This window comes from Streptococcus sp. 2579 (genome assembly GCF_013277195.1).
Classification (GTDB): Bacteria; Bacillota; Bacilli; order Lactobacillales; family Streptococcaceae; genus Streptococcus.
Window position 1 is genome coordinate 53046 of record NZ_VMMM01000008.1, and the last position, 18769, is coordinate 71814.

At 39.1% G+C, this 18769-nt stretch carries 17 protein-coding genes and 2 pseudogenes; 10 read left to right on the plus strand and 9 right to left on the minus strand.

The annotated features are described in order from the left end of the window. Nucleotides 1–12: 12 nt before the first annotated feature. From HT725_RS05070 to nrdR, 4 genes are read right to left on the minus strand one after another with little or no spacing between them, the layout of a single operon-like run. Nucleotides 13–726: an NADPH-dependent oxidoreductase gene (locus HT725_RS05070; RefSeq protein ID WP_173249592.1), complete on the minus strand. Its 714-nt coding sequence runs from the start codon at nucleotides 724–726 to the stop codon at nucleotides 13–15. Further along, a complete protein-coding gene (gene dnaI, locus HT725_RS05075; RefSeq protein WP_000446508.1) occupies nucleotides 723–1619 on the minus strand; it encodes a primosomal protein DnaI in 897 nt (298 codons plus the stop codon). Before dnaI ends, HT725_RS05070 begins: the two co-directional genes overlap by 4 nt. Beyond that, nucleotides 1620–2789 (minus strand): replication initiation and membrane attachment family protein, encoded by a 1170-nt coding sequence (locus tag HT725_RS05080; protein WP_173219726.1) that lies wholly within the window; start codon nucleotides 2787–2789, stop codon nucleotides 1620–1622. Continuing rightward, nucleotides 2790–3263 carry a transcriptional regulator NrdR gene (nrdR, locus tag HT725_RS05085; protein ID WP_001203672.1) on the minus strand — a complete coding sequence of 158 codons (474 nt, stop codon included), beginning with the start codon at nucleotides 3261–3263 and terminating at the stop codon, nucleotides 2790–2792. Between the two features lie 139 nt (nucleotides 3264–3402). Between nrdR and HT725_RS05090 the strand changes: the two genes are divergently transcribed. From HT725_RS05090 to HT725_RS05125, 8 genes are all read left to right on the plus strand, one after another. After that, on the plus strand, nucleotides 3403–3768 hold the full coding sequence (locus HT725_RS05090; RefSeq protein ID WP_000119147.1) for a GntR family transcriptional regulator: 366 nt from the start codon (nucleotides 3403–3405) through the stop codon (nucleotides 3766–3768). 4 nt (nucleotides 3769–3772) lie between these two features. Further along, complete coding sequence (locus HT725_RS05095) at nucleotides 3773–4468, plus strand: ABC transporter ATP-binding protein (protein ID WP_050073389.1); 696 nt, start codon at nucleotides 3773–3775, stop codon at nucleotides 4466–4468. A 16-nt stretch (nucleotides 4469–4484) separates the two neighbouring features. Further along, nucleotides 4485–5252: a hypothetical protein gene (locus HT725_RS05100; RefSeq protein ID WP_173219723.1), complete on the plus strand. Its 768-nt coding sequence runs from the start codon at nucleotides 4485–4487 to the stop codon at nucleotides 5250–5252. Between the two features lie 252 nt (nucleotides 5253–5504). Continuing rightward, the gene (locus HT725_RS05105) at nucleotides 5505–6368 is read left to right on the plus strand and encodes an Rgg/GadR/MutR family transcriptional regulator (RefSeq protein WP_173219720.1); all 864 of its coding nucleotides are present in this window, start codon (nucleotides 5505–5507) and stop codon (nucleotides 6366–6368) included. 238 nt (nucleotides 6369–6606) lie between these two features. Then, nucleotides 6607–7806 carry a radical SAM protein gene (locus HT725_RS05110; RefSeq protein WP_173219717.1) on the plus strand — a complete coding sequence of 400 codons (1200 nt, stop codon included), beginning with the start codon at nucleotides 6607–6609 and terminating at the stop codon, nucleotides 7804–7806. Continuing rightward, nucleotides 7799–9346: an ABC transporter ATP-binding protein gene (locus tag HT725_RS05115; RefSeq protein ID WP_173219714.1), complete on the plus strand. Its 1548-nt coding sequence runs from the start codon at nucleotides 7799–7801 to the stop codon at nucleotides 9344–9346. Before HT725_RS05110 ends, HT725_RS05115 begins: the two co-directional genes overlap by 8 nt. A gap of 184 nt (nucleotides 9347–9530) precedes the next feature. Then, complete coding sequence (locus tag HT725_RS05120; RefSeq protein WP_000781325.1) at nucleotides 9531–9905, plus strand: CidA/LrgA family protein; 375 nt, start codon at nucleotides 9531–9533, stop codon at nucleotides 9903–9905. Beyond that, on the plus strand, nucleotides 9902–10597 hold the full coding sequence (locus tag HT725_RS05125; RefSeq protein ID WP_001288943.1) for an LrgB family protein: 696 nt from the start codon (nucleotides 9902–9904) through the stop codon (nucleotides 10595–10597). Before HT725_RS05120 ends, HT725_RS05125 begins: the two co-directional genes overlap by 4 nt. 215 nt (nucleotides 10598–10812) lie before the next feature. Here HT725_RS05125 and HT725_RS10235 read toward each other — a convergent pair. The 3 genes and pseudogenes from HT725_RS10235 to HT725_RS05135 all read right to left on the minus strand — a co-directional run. Next, a pseudogene (locus HT725_RS10235) lies at nucleotides 10813–10962 on the minus strand (IS630 family transposase); the annotation flags it as partial. A 578-nt stretch (nucleotides 10963–11540) separates the two neighbouring features. After that, on the minus strand, nucleotides 11541–12740 hold the full coding sequence (locus tag HT725_RS05130; RefSeq protein WP_112443876.1) for an ABC transporter permease: 1200 nt from the start codon (nucleotides 12738–12740) through the stop codon (nucleotides 11541–11543). Beyond that, complete coding sequence (locus tag HT725_RS05135; RefSeq protein ID WP_112443875.1) at nucleotides 12737–13630, minus strand: ABC transporter ATP-binding protein; 894 nt, start codon at nucleotides 13628–13630, stop codon at nucleotides 12737–12739. Before HT725_RS05135 ends, HT725_RS05130 begins: the two co-directional genes overlap by 4 nt. A gap of 339 nt (nucleotides 13631–13969) precedes the next feature. Here HT725_RS05135 and HT725_RS05140 point away from each other — a divergent pair. Beyond that, nucleotides 13970–14257 (plus strand): annotated as a pseudogene (locus HT725_RS05140) (IS30 family transposase); the annotation flags it as partial. 401 nt (nucleotides 14258–14658) lie between these two features. Beyond that, nucleotides 14659–15276, plus strand: coding sequence for a TVP38/TMEM64 family protein (locus HT725_RS05145; RefSeq protein WP_000076168.1), 618 nt, complete (start codon nucleotides 14659–14661; stop codon nucleotides 15274–15276). Nucleotides 15277–15595: 319 nt separating this feature from the next. On the opposite strand, the gene scrK is transcribed toward HT725_RS05145, so the two are convergent. Then, complete coding sequence (gene scrK / locus HT725_RS05150) at nucleotides 15596–16483, minus strand: fructokinase ScrK (protein ID WP_000164310.1); 888 nt, start codon at nucleotides 16481–16483, stop codon at nucleotides 15596–15598. Between the two features lie 149 nt (nucleotides 16484–16632). Then, a complete protein-coding gene (locus HT725_RS05155; protein WP_188109845.1) occupies nucleotides 16633–18519 on the minus strand; it encodes a sucrose-specific PTS transporter subunit IIBC in 1887 nt (628 codons plus the stop codon). Between the last annotated feature and the right edge of the window lie 250 nt (nucleotides 18520–18769).

The following is an 18769-nucleotide window of genomic DNA, read 5'->3' on the forward strand; positions in this document are numbered from 1 at the left end:
ATTTCTCACTTTCTACAATAACTTCTTCTGTTCAAGATTTTTTCTAGTTGAGCTTGGTTCAGCTTGACCAAACTGTTCTGCTAGGCGCTGACTCCAGCTTGTGGTCGCACGCGCCCCAGCATAGTCCGCCTGTACACGGTCATAAGCCTCAATCACATCAACTGTTTGTTCCTGATATTCTTCCTCAAATACCACTTGAGTCAATGGCAAGCGAGGTTTGACTTCATGTTCTTCATTTGGCACACCTAGTGCCATCCCAAAGACAGGATAGGTGTAGTCAGGCAGGTTAAAGAGCTCTGCCACTTCTTCTGACTTGTATCGAACCAAACCGATAATCACACCACCATAGCCCAAGCTTTCAGCTGCCAACAAGGCGTTTTGTCCAGCAAGAGCTGCATCGACCGAACTAATCAAGAGACCTTCCACACCTTGGGGTTGGAAGGTGTCGGTATGAAGTCGGGCTCCCTTTTCTGCTCGGTTCAAATCTCCGACAAAGAGAAGGAAAACAGCAGACTGGCGAATGGCTTCTTGAGGTACCAATTCATACAAGGCATCTTTCTTCTCTTGACTTCGTACCACAATCACAGAGTAGGATTGGAAATTCTTCCAAGATGATGCCATCTGGGCTGCTGTCAAAATCTCATTTAAGTCTACTTGGGGAATTTCTTGCTCTTTAAACCTGCGCACTGAAGTATGAGCCTTCATCAATTTAATGGTTTCTGTCATCGACGGTTTACTCCTTCTAAACGAGTCTCCTCAGCCAAATAACGGATGCGTTCCATGACGCGTCTGGCTTCCCAGGTTTCGTCATTTCCATGTTTCCCTTTAGCGAAATGCTGCTCCAATTCTTCAAAGTTGAAGTTAGAGGTGAAAAAGGTCGGTAAATTTTCCTGCATCCGATATTGGAGAATGACCTGCAGGATTTCATCACGCACCCAAGCGGTGGATTGCTCGGCACCAATATCATCTAAAATCAGGACTTCAGAAAGCTTAATCTCATCCACTAAGGTCTTAACATTGCCATCACCGATAGCATTTTTGACATCAATGACAAAGCTAGGATAGTGGAGGAGAGTTGATGAAACACCACGTTTTTCTGATAAATCATGGGCTAAGGCAGCCACCATGAAACTTTTACCCACACCAAAGTCTCCATACAAGTAAAGACCTTTTCGAATAGCTGGATATTGCTCTACGAAGGCTAATAGCTTTTCAAAAACTGGCAAGCGCCCCAAATCATCCAAGTCAACTTGAGCCAAACTAGCTTGCTTGAGACTGGCTGGCAGATTGATTAACTTGAGGCGGTTCTTAATAGCCGCTTCTTTTTCCGCTGCGATTAGTTCAGGAGTTTCTTCATAAGAAACGTCCGCATAACCATGATTCATAACCAAAATCGGCTTGTAGCCTTTGGCAATATAATCCGTATCCCCACGGAGAAACTTGTCACGCTCGGTAATGTACTGATTAAACTTGGAGATACTGCGATTCAATTCCTCTGGAGTCAGGGATTCTTGCTGGATAAAGGCCGCAACATCAGGGTCCTTCATGATTTTCTGGACCAAATCTTGATAATGAAAACGGCTAGGTTGACGTTTGAGTACGTCTCCGACACTTTCCATCTAATCTCCTCCTTTTTCTAATCGAGCTAATAGTTCTTGTTTCTTACGTTCTAGTTCCAGACGAGTTTCCTCGCTGGTTTCATTTTTATAATCTGGATTGCTCCACTTGGGTACATTGGACTTGGTAGGACTGGGTTTACTGCTTTTTTGAGCCTGATTCTTCTGTCCTCGCTCACGGATGCGCAAAACCGCCTCTTCTGCCGAATGAATCTTTTGATAGGCATAGTCATTGGCTACCTTCATGGCATATTTCTCGTTGATGTTTGCCGAATCCACCTTATTAAAGGTCAATAAGAGAATGATATTGATGACTTCATCCAGCAAGCCCAAGCTAGCCATCTGTTGCAAGAGTTCTCTTTCTGTTTGGGTAATGGTTCCCTTGCGTGTTTGCTTGATTTCTGCCAAGAACTGCAGGGCAGTCTTACTTTTAGCCTCTTTGATAATGGTTGCTTCCTTAGGACTAAAGTCAGAGGAAACAGATTTTTGAGCGATTTTTTCCCGCATGCGTTTGGTTGAAATAACCTGGGAAACAGCTGTTGACTTGGCCAATTGATAGGTCTCAAACCAAGTCCATTTCTTCTCCTCAGCAATGGCAAAGAGGTTTAAGACATCGGACTGCTCATCCGCAAAGCGAAGACCATCTCGAGCCATAAGCTGACGAAAATGATCCAAGTCAAAATCGTTGGCCACTTTCTTCTTGAGACCAAGGTCTTCTTGATTTCCTAGTTCTGCCAAGTCTGGAAAGACTTGATTGAGTGAGACAGGTCTTTCTTCTCCCTCAGCACTCTCAACTTTCAAATCCTCCACAGCTGTATCACCAATCTTTTTTTCCAAGAGTCTACGATAAACAGGGTGTTCCAAAAAATCCTGACTCGAAAGAGGAGCATGGAGGGCTAGCTGATAAACATCCCCCTTTTGATAGAGGGTCAAGAGATTAAAAGCAGATAGGATTTTCAGAGATTTTATCAGTCTATCCATCCCAAAGTTGAGATGGTTGAGAATACTTGAAAAGAGGTATTCCTTTCTGCCATTATCCCAAAAACTGATTGTATAAAGATAAAGGCTCAGTGCCTCCTGACCGATAATCGGGAGGTAGCACTGTACCAGAGATGAGGTATCTTGCGACACCCGATTATTCTTTAGATAAGAAAAACGGTCAATTGGCTTCATTTATCTTTCCTTTTTCTTTTTAGAGGACTGGGTGATTTGTTGGAGCAAGCTCTCTAACTCACTGACATCCTTAAAACTACGATAGACACTGGCAAAACGCACATAGGTAATCTCATCCAACTCAGCCAACTCCTCCATGACGAGTGAACCAATGTCCTCACTTTGAATTTCGTTTTCATTTCGACCACGGAGTTTCTGTTCGATACGATTGACTACCATGTTGATTTCATCACTTGACACAGGACGTTTCTGGGCTGAGCGGATAATCCCATTAAAGATTTTATCTCTGGAGAATTGTTCTCGTGTGCCATCTTTTTTAACAACCACTAAGGTTCTTTCTTCTACTCGTTCGTAGGTTGTAAAACGGTGCTGGCATTCGTCGCACTCACGTCTTCTACGAATAGTGTTCCCTTCTTCTGCTTGGCGACTATCGATAACACTTGACTTGGTAGCCCCACATTTTGGACAACGCATCCTTTCCCTCCTTATCGTTTTCTTTTCATTATACCATTTTTTAAACGATTCCCAAAACAATTCTTCTTTTTGCTTGACAAGTTTTTTGTTTTGTTGTATTATTTAATTAAGACAAAAAGATAAAAGAAAGGAGACCAAGATGTCCTGGACATTTGACAACAAAAAACCCATCTATTTACAGATTATGGAGAAAATCAAGCTTCAGATTGTTTCCCATACACTGGAAGCCAATCAACAACTTCCAACCGTGAGAGAGCTAGCGAGCGAGGCCGGTGTCAATCCCAACACCATCCAAAGAGCCTTGTCAGACCTTGAACGAGAAGGATTTGTCTACAGCAAGCGAACAACTGGACGATTTGTAACTGAGGATAAGGAACTGATCGCCCAATCACGCAAACAATTATCGGAAGAAGAATTGGAACACTTCGTTTCCTCCATGACCCATTTTGGCTATGAAAAAGAAGAACTACCAGGCGTAGTCGGCGATTATATTAAAGGAGTTTAAGCCTATGTCATTACTAGCATTTGAAAATGTATCCAAATCATATGGAGCAACACCAGCCCTTGAAAATGTTTCCCTTGAGATCCCAGCTGGAAAAATTGTTGGTCTCCTTGGCCCAAACGGCTCAGGGAAAACAACCTTGATTAAACTAATCAATGGCCTCTTACAACCAGATCAAGGACGTGTCCTGATCAACGACATGGATCCAAGCCCAGCAACCAAGGCCATCGTAGCTTATTTGCCGGATACAACCTATCTTAATGAACAAATGAAGGTCAAAGAAGCCCTAACCTACTTCAAGACCTTCTATAAAGATTTCAATCTTGAACGCGCCCATCATCTACTTGCAGACCTTGGTATTGATGAAAATAGTCGTCTCAAGAAACTATCAAAAGGTAACAAAGAAAAGGTACAACTGATTTTGGTTATGAGCCGTGATGCCCGTCTCTACGTTTTAGACGAACCCATTGGTGGGGTGGATCCAGCAGCCCGTGATTATATCCTCAATACCATTATCAACAACTACTCCCCAACTTCTACCGTTTTGATTTCTACCCACTTGATTTCAGATATCGAGCCAATCTTGGATGAAATTGTCTTCCTCAAAGACGGAAAAGTCGTTCGTCAAGGCAATGTAGACGATATTCGCTATGAGTCAGGTGAATCCATTGATCAACTCTTCCGTCAGGAATTTAAGGCCTAAACAAAGGAGATTATTTATGTTTTGGAATTTAGTTCGCTATGAATTTAAAAATGTTAACAAGTGGTATTTAGCCCTCTACGCTGCCGTGCTAGTCCTTTCTACCCTTATCGGGATACAAGCACAGACCTATAACAATCTGCCTGTCAAAGAAAGTCAACCTACTATGCTACTTTTTCTAGCCCTCGTCTTTGGTGGCTTGATGATTACACTTGGGATTTCAACTCTTTTCTTAATCATTAAACGCTTTAAAGGTAGTGTCTATGACCGACAAGGCTATCTGACTTTGACCTTGCCAGTTTCTGAACACCATATCATCACAACCAAACTAATCGGTGCCTTTATCTGGTCGTTGATTAGCACTGCTGTCTTACTCCTATGTATCTATATTATCTTATTGTCAACAAATTCTGATGAAGTTCAACTGTCTATTCTTCTATCATTTGTTGGAGAACATTTTACCGGCTTTGGTCTTACTGTCTTATCCTTCCTGCTTAGTACAATTTCATTTATCCTCTGCATTTACTTGGCCATTTCCATCGGACAACTTTTCAACGAATACCGTACAGCACTCGCTGTTGCAGCCTACATTGGTATCCGAATCGTCATTGGAATTATAGAAGTCTTCTTCAATACCAGTACTAACTTCTATGTCAATTCACTTGCAGGATTTAATGATAATTTCTATATGGGAGCAAGCGTAGGCATTGTTGAAGAACTCATATTCATAGCTATCTTTTACCTCGGAACCTACTATATTTTGAGAAATAAGGTTAATTTGCAATAATTTTAAAATCAAATAAGAAAAACACAGAAAGTCAAATTAATAAAAAATTGATTTTCTGTGTTTTTTAGATTATTGCTAACTAATTTTGGTTTTAGCCAACACCAATAACAATTATTGACTCTAGAATACATAGAATCATGGTTATAATCATCTTTTTATTCATATAAACAACCTCACTTTCTTTTTTATATATGATATAATATTTTGAAAACATACTAAAAAATTTCCATATAAGCAATTGAGGTGACAGAAATGAAAAATTACGGAAAAATTTTTAAACAATTTAGAGAATCACGTGGATTAACATTAAAAGATGTTGCAAAACATGGTCTATCTACATCACATATTTCTAGATTTGAAAGAGAAAATTCTGATCTGACGATTGGTAAATTTATGCAAGCATTAGATGCTATTAATATGCCTGTTGAAGAATTTATGTATGCTGCAAATGACTTTCATCGGGATGAAATAAATGAATTATTAGAGCAAATTCGACTTCTAAGCTCTAAAAGAGATATTTCAGGAATGGAAAAACTACTTATTTCTCAACTTGAAAAGACTACAAAAAGAGAGAAATTCTATACTCTGAATACCATTCTAGTAAAAATTCGCTTACAAGATTTGTCAGAAAAAATCTATTACCATGAATCTGATATTAAATATCTATCTGACTATCTTTTTTCTGTGGAATACTGGGGATGCTATGAATTACTTTTGTTTATGAATACTATAGATGTATTATCTCACCCTACTATGATGTGCTTATCAAGAGAAATGTGTCAACGTTCCGAATTCTACAGAGATTTACCACATTATCGTAGATTGCTTGCCACCATGTTACTAAATGGATATATCACGTGTATAGAAAGAGAGGAATTTTTAGATTCTTTATATTTTAAAAAGCAACTAAAACATTGTTATTTTACAGAAACTGAGATATATGAAAAATTAGTTTTTCACTATGCCGAAAACTTATATACTTTAAAAAAAGACAAAAATAAACGTTCTGTTTTAGAAATGAGAAAGTGCATAGCAACAATGAAGTTAGTCCACAGCGATAGCTTAGCAAAAAAATTTGAAAAACATTTAGCAAAGGTAATAGAAGAACTGAAATAATTTTCTTATATGGGAAAATTTTTAATTATTATTTCAAAAAGAGTATCATTAAATCATCAAATTAAGGAGGTGAAAATATGAGAACAGTGCAAATTATTGACCTTGAAGATCTATTAGATACAGATCAAACTTACTCCGTACCAGGTCATTGTGGTCCAAGCCATTCTTGTGGTGGCGGACGATAGTTTTCTATGAGACGAGTTCTCACTCGTCTCCTTTATTTTATAATGGTGATATTATGCTAAAAAAAATATATACTAATATTGGAGATTATTATTTCGATAGTGAGAAATTCACATTATCTACTTCTTCAGTAGAGGGAACTACCTCCTATAAGCCCCCCTACATCCCCAAAAATGTTTTACAAAAAATTGTTATTAACATATCTAACAGTTGCAATTTATCCTGTTCTTACTGTTATGCGGATGGTGGAAATTACGGCATGGATAATAAAATCATGACTCTAGATACTGCTGATAATATTATTAACGAAGTCAAATTTAGAGGTATAACACAAATTAATAGACTTATCCTATTTGGTGGAGAACCTTTTCTTAATACTCAATTATTCGAATACATTATTAAAGAATTTTCCAAATTTACAACTATACTTAAAATAGAAACCGTGACTAACGGAACAATACTAAATAATAATGTTAAAAAAATAATAGATAATTTCCAACCATATCTAACTATTAGTTTAGATGGTCCAGAATTTATACATGATAAATTAAGAGGTAAAGGTAGTCATCGTAAAACTACTAAATTTATCCACTATTTAAAAACTATAAACTACACTAATTTTGAAATTGCTTCAACATACACTAGACTACATCAATTACATTCTCTAAGTAGAGATGATATTTTCCAATATTTTACAAATATGGATGTACACTTTAACATCAATGACGTATTTAGTAAAAATAAGGTGCTTGTGGTTAAAGAAATGGAAAAAAGCTTAGTAGATAGGAAAAAATTCATTACTGATTCTATAAATAATATTGTTGAAAATAATGAAAAAGCTTTTATAAGTCCCATCCTATATGATGTTTTAATTTCTATGATTTATAAGAGTACTAATCATACATTCTGCGACGATATAGATCCTTCAAATACCATAACTTTTGATGTTGATGGTAGCAAAAAATTGTGTTTTAGATTTTGGGGAACTCATAATAGCTCTAAAGCAGAGCTATTTAATAATAAAGAATACTTCCAACAATGTAAAGATTGTTGGTGTAAAGGTATGTGTCTTGAATGCGTTGCTAATATCATTGATGGTTATTCTTCAGTAATTAACGAAGATGGACAATTTATAGAATGTCATAAGCCTGAATTAATGGAATATTGTATTAAAGAAATCATTTATCTTTCACAAGATCAATCCAAAATATCTAAACTCGTTAATAATTTCAAAAGGTTTATCCGCTATGCTTAAAAATTTCTTTTCCAAGAAACACCTCATACTTTACTTCTTTTCTATTGCGATTACTTGGCTGGAAGCAATTATCACACCAGCCCTTGTTCAGAATATTGTTACCAGTTTTACCAATCAAGAGCTAGGCCTTCTTTGGAAAGTTTTGATTTTGGGAATCCTTGGAAACCTCATCCTCTTACTAGGCTTAGCTGGGAAACGCTATTACTACGCTCGTTTGATTACTGACTTCAAATATGGAATCAAGAGTGCTATTTTCAAGCGATTTTTAAACAGTTATGAGATTGATGAAAAGGATATTTTGTCCGACCTAGAAAATGACGTCAAGCAACTAGAAGAAAGCTATATTGAGCCAACGGTCATCATCATTTCTTCTCTTGGCTTCACAACTGTGTCCATTCTCTATGCCCTATGGACTAATTTTTACCTAGGCTTGATTTTCATCCTCTTCTACTCCTTTCCTGTACTCTGCAGTGCTATCGGATCAAAGCGTTTGGACTCACTTTCTGAAAAGCGGTCCACTGTTAACCAGAGCTACTTAGCAAGCTTGACAAATTTTATTGGTGGTAGCCAACAAATTCGCCATTATCAGGGACAAGACTACTTTTTTACTCGCTACCAAAAACAATTACAAACCAGTCTAGATGCCGAAATCAACTATGAAAAACAACGCACTTTAAACAGTCTCTTGATCAATAGCATCGATGCCTTTTGTTCTGTCACACCAATCGTCATCGGTGGCTTTATGACCTACTATAATTATTTAGATGCGGCGAGTTTTGTGGCTATCTATCTAGTTTCCCATAATATCGGCTATCAATTCCAAGAGTTGGCTTACTTTACCAACACCCGAAAAGCGACTCGAACTCTTCTCAACAAATACCAAAAACTTTTGAACCAGTCTGATCCCATCTCGCCTAGAAGCATAGAAAATATTTTCCCTATCCAACTTGACACCATCTCCCTTGAAAAAGAGGGGAATAGCCTCTTGTCTCCGATTTCCATACACATCAAGCAAGGAGAAAAAATTGCCATTATCGGGGAAAGTGGCTCTGGTAAAACAACCCTGCTCAATATCATTCATGGAGAAGAGACACCAACAAGTGGTCAGATTAGCTTTGCTGGTCAGAACCTGTCACGTCAAGAAATCACAAGTATTAGTTCCTATATTCTCCAAGATAGCCATTGCTTTGACACGCTATCTCTGGAAGACAATATCCTTCTAGGACTGGATAAAAATCCAGAGACTTTAAATCATATCCTCAAAAAAACAGGATTAGAACATTTGAAAAATCGAACGCTCAGTAATGATAGTCTATCTGGTGGCGAGAAGCAACGCCTAGAAATCGCTCGCGCCCTCTACCATGATAGCCAACTCATCTTAGCAGATGAGATTAAGGCCAATCTTGACTCGGAAAATAGCAGAAAAATTAGCGACTTGCTTTTCTCCCTACCTCAAACAGTCATTGAAGTCATTCACCACTACACAGAAGAGGACTTAAAGCACTATGACCAAGTCATTCACTTAAGCAAAGAAAAGTAGTATTCTTCGAAAATCGCTTCAAACTATGTCAGTTTGACCTACAAACCCAACACTTTGCTTTGAGCAACATGCAGCTGACTTCCTAGTTTGTTCTTTAATTTTCATTATCCCTTGTGCATTTCCTTGAAATTTTCTGAAAAAATAGTAAACTGGTATGTAAGAAGTCTATTTCGTGGAGTTTAGGATGAAATTATATGTTCAATTAATGATTCTCTTTGTGATTTCTCTAATCGGAGAGGGGATTTCCAGTTTCTTTCATTTGCCCATACCAGGCAGTATTATCGGTTTGATTATTCTCTTTCTAGCCCTGCAGTTCAAGTGGCTGAGAACCAGACATGTCAACATGGTTGGGAATTTCTTGCTGGCCAATATGACCATTCTCTTTTTACCGCCAGCAGTGGGAATCATGGAGAAGTTTGATGTGATTGCTCCCTATCTTTTGCCCATTGTTTTGATTGTCTTTTTTGCAGCAGTCATCAATATTATCCTTATTGCCTTGGTGGTTCAGTTCATCAAGAGACGATTTGAGGGAGATTATGAGAAAGGAGATGCCAAATGAGTGAATTTGTTTCCAATCCCCTGTTCGGGCTTGCCCTATCTATCCTAGCTTATCTAGTGGGAATGCTGATTTACAGACGTTTTCCCCATCCATTGACAACTCCCCTGCTTTTGTCGGCTATTTTTATCATTATTTTTCTTAAGGTGACAGGTATTTCTTACCAAGATTACTACCAAGGTGGGGTTTATCTGAACAACTTGATTGTTCCGTCTACAGTGGCTCTAGGGATTCCGCTTTATAAGAGTTTTCACCTGATGAAGCACCATGCTCGGAGTATTCTCTTTGGTAGTCTGTTAGCAGTAGTGGTCAATACCTCTTTCACAGCCCTTGTGGCAAAAATATTTGGAATGGACTTTTTCCTAGCCATTTCTCTCTTTCCTAAGTCAGTAACAACCGCCATGGCAGTAGGAATTACAGAAAAATTGCAAGGTCTGACGACCGTGACCTTGGTGGTTGTAGTGGCGACTGGGATTTTAACCAGTGTCATCGGACCAACCCTTTTGAAGTGGTTGAAAATTGACGATCCAGTAGCTGTTGGTCTTTCCCTTGGAGGAACAGGCCATGCAGTCGGAACAGGGACAGCCTTCCGATACGGCTCTGTAGCAGGAGCTATGGGTGGTTTGGCTATCGGTGTCACTGGTATTCTCTATGTCTTTGTCAGCCCTATCGTAGCCAGTTTGATATTGAGTTAATACTCTTCGAAAATCTCTTCAAACCGCGTCAACGTCGCCTCGCCGTAGGTATGGTTACTGACTTCGTCAGTTCTATCCACAACCTCAAAACACTGTTTTGAGCAACCTGCGGCTAGTTTCCTAGTTTTCTCTTTGATTTTCATTGAGTATAAAAAGCAAGGAATTCGAGCAATCTCATTATGGTAGTGATATGGGGGTCTAACTTCTCATATTTATACATTTCTCCAATCAGTTAGTTGATTACAATCGAGATTTTCTATACTCTCCTTATAAGATTTTCGCATAAGATGAGACAGCACACGCTGAAGACGTCTATGTTATTTAGATTTAATGCAATCTTTTAAAAGAGTTTTGATAATCTATATTTCTTATTTAGTTTAGTTGATTTCATATCACTTCATATCACTATACTATAATGCTTATCCAAATGATTACACTATCAAAATACCCTATTATTAGATGCTTACGAAACAGATTTTTATACTCTTCAAACCACGTCAGCTTGTCCTTAGTGTGTATATGTTACTGACTTGGTCAGTTCCTAAACCTCAAAACATAGTTTCGAAGATCCTTCCGCTAACTTCCCAGTCTGATTTCCATTGAATATTAAAGATACTTTATCACATAAAGAGGCTGGATGAAAAGTCTTCACAATCAAAAAACGCATACTATCAGGTCTTGAAAAATCCTGGTAGTATGCGTTTTTTGTGAGCTGACTTATTTCCTTTCACTATATCGCAAAATGAAATAAGAACGGAAAACGATGGGATTTTGGAATTCAAATCAATTTATAAGAATGTTTTAGAAGCAATATTATCCTATTCCAGATTCAGTTCACTATACAATCAAGTTTTCAAGTAACCTATTTACATAATGTGTAAGTAATTAGGTTCGTGATTCCACTCTTTTCATCTCTAAAAAACCTCGCTTTCGCGAGGCTCTTCTATTTATAAGCTAAGGCACGTTTAAAGGTTTTCCAGATTCCTAAATCATCTGTTTGCAGAACGAGACTAGCATACATGCGTCCGATAAATCCTGTTGCTACCACCGCAAAAATCACTGTAATAGCTAGCGAAATCCATGCTTCTGCTCCCCCTGCATAGCCATTAATGGTTCTAAATGGCATGAAGAAGGTCGAAATAAAGGGAATATAAGAACCAATCTTCAAGATGAGATTGTCACCAGCTGCACCCAGAGCTGTCACTCCAAAAAAACCACCCATAATCAAAATCATCAAAGGCGACAAGGCTTTTCCTGCGTCCTCCGGACGAGAAACCATAGAACCTAGAAAGGCCGCCAAGACGACGTACATAAAGAGACTAACCAAAATAAAGAGCAAGGTATTCAGTGAGAAAGCATCTCCCAAGTGATCTAAAACACCAGACTGAGCCAAGAATGGCAAATCTTTAAATAACAGAATGGCAGCGATACCACCTACAACATAAATCCCAATATGCGTTAAAATCACTAGAAATAGAGCCATCATCCGCGCATAGAAATAGTGACTTGCCCTTATGCTAGAAAAAACGACTTCCATAATTTTGGTGCCTTTTTCACTGGCAACTTCCTGAGCCGTCACACCCGCATAGGTAATCAGAATCATATAAAGAAAGAATCCTAAGGCGCCTGCTGCAATTGTTTGAATAAACTTTTTATTTTCCTTGGCTTCATCAATCTTTTCTGTGAATTGAACTGTCTGCGCTAAGCGTTTTTCCTGCTCTTGAGACAAGGAGGCCGTTGAACGATTAAGCTGATTTTGCAGCTCATTGAGTGTACCTGTAACTGCAAATTTAATTCCATTTTCAAGCGATGTTTCGCCATGATAAACTGCCTTTAGAACACTATCTTCTTGATCAATAGTCAAATAGCCTTTTAATTTTTCATCTTTAATCGCTTCTTTGGCACTTGCTTCGTCTTTATAGTCAAAGTTAATACCATTTACATTCTTCAGTCCTTCTGCCACAGATGGCACTGTTGTCACTACTGCCACTTTATTATTTTTAGCCATTGAAGAGCCTTGAAGATGCCCAATTCCTACAAAGATTCCTAAAAAGAGGAACGGCGAAATCACCATAAAGAAGAAACTCCACGATTTGACATGTCGAAGATAGGTTTCCTTGATTACAACCCACATATTTCTCATACTTCCACCCCTGATTCTAGTTTAAAGATTTCATCGATTGTCGGCGCTTGTTGGTCAAAGGTTGCGATATATTGCCCCTGAGTCAAGATTGGGAAGAGTTCCCTTCCAGCGCTCTCATCCTCCAAAATCAATTTCCAACTGCCTTGTTTGGTCAAGCTCACCTGTTTAACATGAGGAAGTTTTTCCAGTTCTTCCTTGCTTCGTTCACTTGCAACAAAGAGACGCGTTTTCCCGTATTGATTGCGGACATCCTGAACTGGTCCATGCAAGACCACACGGCCATCTCGGATCATGAGAATATCGTCACAAAGTTCCTCGACGTTGGTCATAACATGGTCAGAAAAGATAATGGTTGCCCCACGTTCTTTTTCCTGAAAGATGACTTGCTTGAGCAATTCAGTATTGACTGGATCCAAGCCACTGAAAGGCTCATCCAAGATAATCAAGTCTGGTTCATGAATCAGAGTAATAATAAGCTGAATCTTCTGCTGATTTCCTTTTGACAGACTCTTGATTTTATCAGTCAGCTTCCCTTTCACTTCCAACTTCTTCATCCATTGAGGGAGTTTTTCCTTGACCTCCTTGGCATCCATACCTTTTAGAGTCGCCAAATAGCGAACTTGTTCAAGAACTGTCAATTTAGGCATGAGACTGCGTTCTTCAGGCAGATAGCCAATCCGAGTGTAGGTCTCCTGACGAATATCCTGATTATCAAGACTAATTTCTCCTTGATATTCTAAAAACTTCAAAATACTGTGGAAAATCGTTGTCTTCCCAGCACCATTTTTTCCGACTAGTCCCAAAATACGACCTGGTCGCGCTTGAAAGTCAATACCAAACAAAACTTGCTTGGATCCAAAACTTTTCTCTAGACTTCTTACTTCTAGCATCTTTAACCTCCGAAATTTCTTTCACTCATTATACTCTTTTTTGATAGCCTTTACAATGATTTCTGTCCATTTTTAGAAGACTAATGCTATGTAAAATATGGCATGGAGCGTTTTTAGTGATAAATCCATTATACAGTAGCAAACTTAATTTATCCACTCTGCTCCTCAACTGTCTATTTTTGATCCTGAATTGTTATTTGAGTAACTCCTTTTTCCCCATAAAGTTCTCTTCCTCTAAAACTTCTGGAAAAAAGCGAATAATTTCTTGACAACATTTTTTATAAGAAACAAGTTCATCTGTCATTTCAAGAAGGAGTAATCCTTTATCTACTAATGGACGGAACGGAATTCAACCGCCTGTCCGATATGTTTTCTAAGGAACATATCTACTATGCACATCCCTATACCTCTTGGGAAAGGGGAACTAATGAGAATCACAACAGGCTTATTCGTAGATGGTTACCTAAGCCTAAGGGAACTAAGAAAACGACTCCCAAAGAAATCGCATTCATCGAAAAATGGATTAACAACTATCCTAAAAAATGCTTGAACTACAAGTCGCCTAGAGAAGACTTCTGGATGGCTAACTTGAACTCGAAATTTAGCAATAATTCATTCACCATCTAACTATATTTAGTAATTATTTCAGAACTGATTCATATTAAAATTAGCTAACGATTCAAAGGATTCATACTAGACATAAATTACATCCATCAGATAGAGACCCTTATTATTTTTAGATTTTAGCTTTTCTAGCTTCAGAATACATCTAAACTTTAGGGAATATGACTATTCGAAAGCTCGAATGCATCAAAATTATCTCAGATAAGCTATTCGAAACTTAGAATGCTTTTAAATTTATGTAATTGCGATTATTCTAAACCTAGAATACATGTAAACTTTAGGGAACGGACCTATTCTAAGTCTCGAAGGACTATTCACTATCCATTCCTCATCAAAAACACTCATTCCCCCTTTCTCCTCCAAAATATGGTATAGTAGAAATATACTATCTATGAGGAGTTTACATGTCACAGGATAAACAAATGAAAGCTGTTTCTCCCCTTCTGCAGCAAGTTATCAATATCTCATCGATTGTCGGTGGGGTTGGGAGTTTGATTTTCTGTATTTGGGCTTATCAAGCTGGGATTTTACAGTCTAAGGAAACCCTCTCTGCCTTTATCCAGCAGGCAGGCATCTGGGGGCCACCCCTCTTTATCTTTTTACAGATTTTACAAACGGTCGTCCCTATCATTCCTGGGGCCTTGACCTCGGTAGCTGGGGTCTTTATCTACGGTCACATCATCGGGACAATCTACAACTATATCGGTATCGTGATTGGCTGTGCCATTATCTTTTATCTGGTGCGCCTCTATGGGGCTGCCTTTGTCCAGTCTGTCGTCAGCAAGCGCACCTATGACAAGTACATCGGCTGGTTGGACAAGGGCAATCGTTTTGACCGTTTCTTTATCTTTATGATGATTTGGCCCATTAGTCCAGCTGACTTTCTCTGTATGCTGGCTGCCCTGACCAAGATGAGTTTCAAGCGCTATATGACCATCATCATTCTGACCAAACCCTTTACTCTCGTGGTTTATACCTACGGTCTGACCTATATTATTGACTTTTTCTGGCAAATGCTTTGACACGTAAAAAATCCGTTTGGTTTCCCAAGTGGATTTTTAAAGCGTAGATTAACTATAGCTTAATACTAAATATACTTTGGTATGGAAATCATGCATATTTTTCGATAGTAAGGCGAGGACTTACCTAGCCTTTCCGCCGTGATAGAAACACCTGAAATCTAATGGTTTCAGGTATTCGGAAACTTTGAGACATTAGGCTCAAAGTTTAGGTATGGAATTTCGAAGAAAGTCGCTACCGTCCGTAATCACTTAAGGAAAGGCTCAAAAATATTATTTGCAACCACAAAATCCGTTTGGTTTCCCAAGCGGATTTTGTGCTTTATTTTGAAACTTCTTTTGCAAGGACAAAGTTTCCAAGAGTAGCAGAACCATTTCCTGCGACTGCTGGCGTCACGATGTAATCACGCACATCAGGTACTGGTAGGTAGCCATTGAGAAGAGATGTAAATTTCTCACGGACACGGTCCAGCATGTGTTGTTGAGCCATGACCCCTCCACCAAAGACAATCACGTCTGGGCGGAAAGTCACTGTCGCATTAACCGCAGCTTGAGCGATATAGTAGGCTTGAACATCCCAAACAGGGTTGTTGAGTTCAATGTTTTCCCCACGAACACCTGTACGAGCTTCCAAACTTGGACCAGCTGCATAGCCTTCCAGACATCCCTTATGGAAAGGACAAACACCCTTAAACTCTTTTTCAATATCCATTGGGTGTCTAGCAACATAATAATGACCCATTTCAGGGTGACCCACACCACCGATAAACTCACCACGTTGGATAACACCTGCACCGATACCTGTACCGATTGTGTAGTAAACCAAGTTTTCGATACGACCACCCGCATTGTTACGGGCAACCACTTCACCATAGGCAGAGCTGTTTACGTCGGTTGTGAAGTACATTGGCACGTTGAGGGCGCGACGAAGGGCACCAAGCAAGTCCACATTTGCCCAGTTTGGTTTTGGAGTCGTCGTGATAAAGCCATAAGTTTTTGAGTTTTTATCAATATCAATCGGACCAAATGAACCAACTGCAAGACCAGCAAGGTTGTCGAATTTTGAGAAGAACTCAATGGTTTTATCGATTGTTTCGATTGGAGTTGTTGTTGGAAATTGTGTTTTTTCTACAACGTTAAAGTTTTCATCACCGACAGCACAGACAAACTTTGTACCGCCCGCTTCCAAGCTTCCATATAATTTTGTCATGATAAACCTCTTGTTTTTATTTTCTTTATTATAGCATATTTCGAAAGTCTAAATTTCTCTATTTTTTAGATTTTCCTCTGTAAATCTTACCATTCAAGCAAAAACGAACAAACATGTCATTTGTTCGTTTTCACATTAGAGAGGATTGATTAGATTTTCACTTCGATCACAGCATCCCCCTTCGCAACTGAACCTGTTGCGACTGGAGCTACTGAAGCGTAGTCAGCTGTGTTTGTAACGATAACCATTGTTGTATCATCAAGACCAACTGCAGCGATTTTGTTTAAGTCAAATGTTCCAAGAACATCGCCAGCTTTCACCTTGTCACCTTGAGCAACTTTTGCTTCAAAACCTTCACCGTTCATTGTTACAGTGTCGATACCAACGTGGATCAAGACTTCAGCACCATCAGTTGTTTTCAAACCAAAAGCGTGTCCTGTTGGAAAGGCGATTGAAACTTCAGCATCAGCTGGTGCATATACCACACCTTGACTTGGCTTCACAGCGATACCTTGTCCCATAGCTCCACTTGAGAAGACTGGGTCATTAACATCAGCAAGAGCTACAACATCACCGACGATAGGAGTTACAAGTGTTTCATTTTGAAGAGCTGCTGGAATATTACCAGTTGTTTCTTCTTGGACCAAACGTTCTGTCGTCGCTTCAGTAGTAACTTCTTCTTCGTCCTCGTAACCAAACATGTAAGTAAGAGCAAAACCAAGGGCAAATGATACAGCTACCATGAGAAGGTATTGGGCAAGTTGTCCGTTACCAACATAAAGCATTGTACCAGGGATGATGGTGATACCATTACCAGTACCAGCAAGTCCAAGGATAGAAGCCAATCCACCACCGATTGCACCAGCAATCAATGAAAGGAAGAATGGTTTACGGAAGCGCAAGTTAACCCCGAAGATAGCAGGCTCTGTAATACCTAGGAAGGCAGAAAGAGCAGCTGGGAAAGCAAGTGTTTTTAGTTTTGGATTTTTAGTTTTAACACCAACCGCAACAGTCGCAGCACCTTGAGCTGTCATAGCAGCTGTGATGATAGCGTTGAATGGGTTAGCATGGTCAGCAGCAAGCAATTGAACTTCAAGCAAGTTGAAGATGTGGTGCACACCTGACACGACGATCAATTGGTGAACCCCACCAATCAAGAAACCACCAAGACCAAATGGCATGCTGAGGATCGCTTTTGTAGCGATAAGGATGTAGTTTTCAACTACGTGGAAGACTGGTCCGATGACAAAGAGTCCAAGGATAGACATGACCAAAAGTGTCACGAATGGCGTTACCAAAAGGTCAATGACATCTGGAACAACCTTGCGGACAGCTTTTTCAAATTTAGCTCCGACAACCCCGATGATGAAGGCTGGAAGAACAGAACCTTGCAAACCAACAACAGGGATGAAACCAAAGAAGTTCATAGCTGTTACTTCACCACCTGAAGCGACTGCCCAAGCGTTTGGAAGTGAGCCAGAAACAAGCATCATACCAAGAACGATACCAACGGCAGGATTTCCACCAAATACACGGAAGGTTGACCACACAACCAAACCTGGCAAGATGATGAAGGCCGTATCTGTCAAGATTTGTGTGTAAGTTGCAAAGTCACCTGGAAGTGGCATTTCAAGAGCGTTGAAAAGACCACGCACACCCATGAAGAGACCTGTCGCTACAATAACTGGGATGATTGGAACGAAAACGTCACCGAAAGTACGGATAGCACGTTGGAACCAGTTCCCTTGTTTAGCAGCTTCTGCTTTCATGTCAGCTTTAGATGATGTTGGCAAGCCAAGCGCAACAACTTCATCGTACATTTTGTTAACTGTACCTGTACCAAAGATGATTTGGTATTGACCTGAGTTAAAGAAAGCACCTTGAACTTTTTCCAAGTTCTCAATCACCTCTTTATTGATTTTTCCTTCATCTTTGACCATGACACGAAGACGAGTCGCACAGTGAGCTACACTGTTGACATTTTCACGTCCGCCCAAGGCATCGATGACTTTTTTTGCAATTTCCTGATTGTTCATTTGCAAAAATCTCCTTATATAAAATTTTGTTATTGTTTGAAAGCGATTTTATTCGCCCTACGACTATTATTTTATCATGTTTTAGAAATATGTCAAGCGTTTTGCAGAAAAAATATTCTATCCACTTAGTGGGCACGCCATAGATTGATTGTTTTTGACTGTTTTAGCAGGCATTTCTTAAAAAAATAAGTTTGGAATCTTGTTTAAAAGGATTTTGCTTCACTTTCTTTCATTTTTTTGTAGATAGATG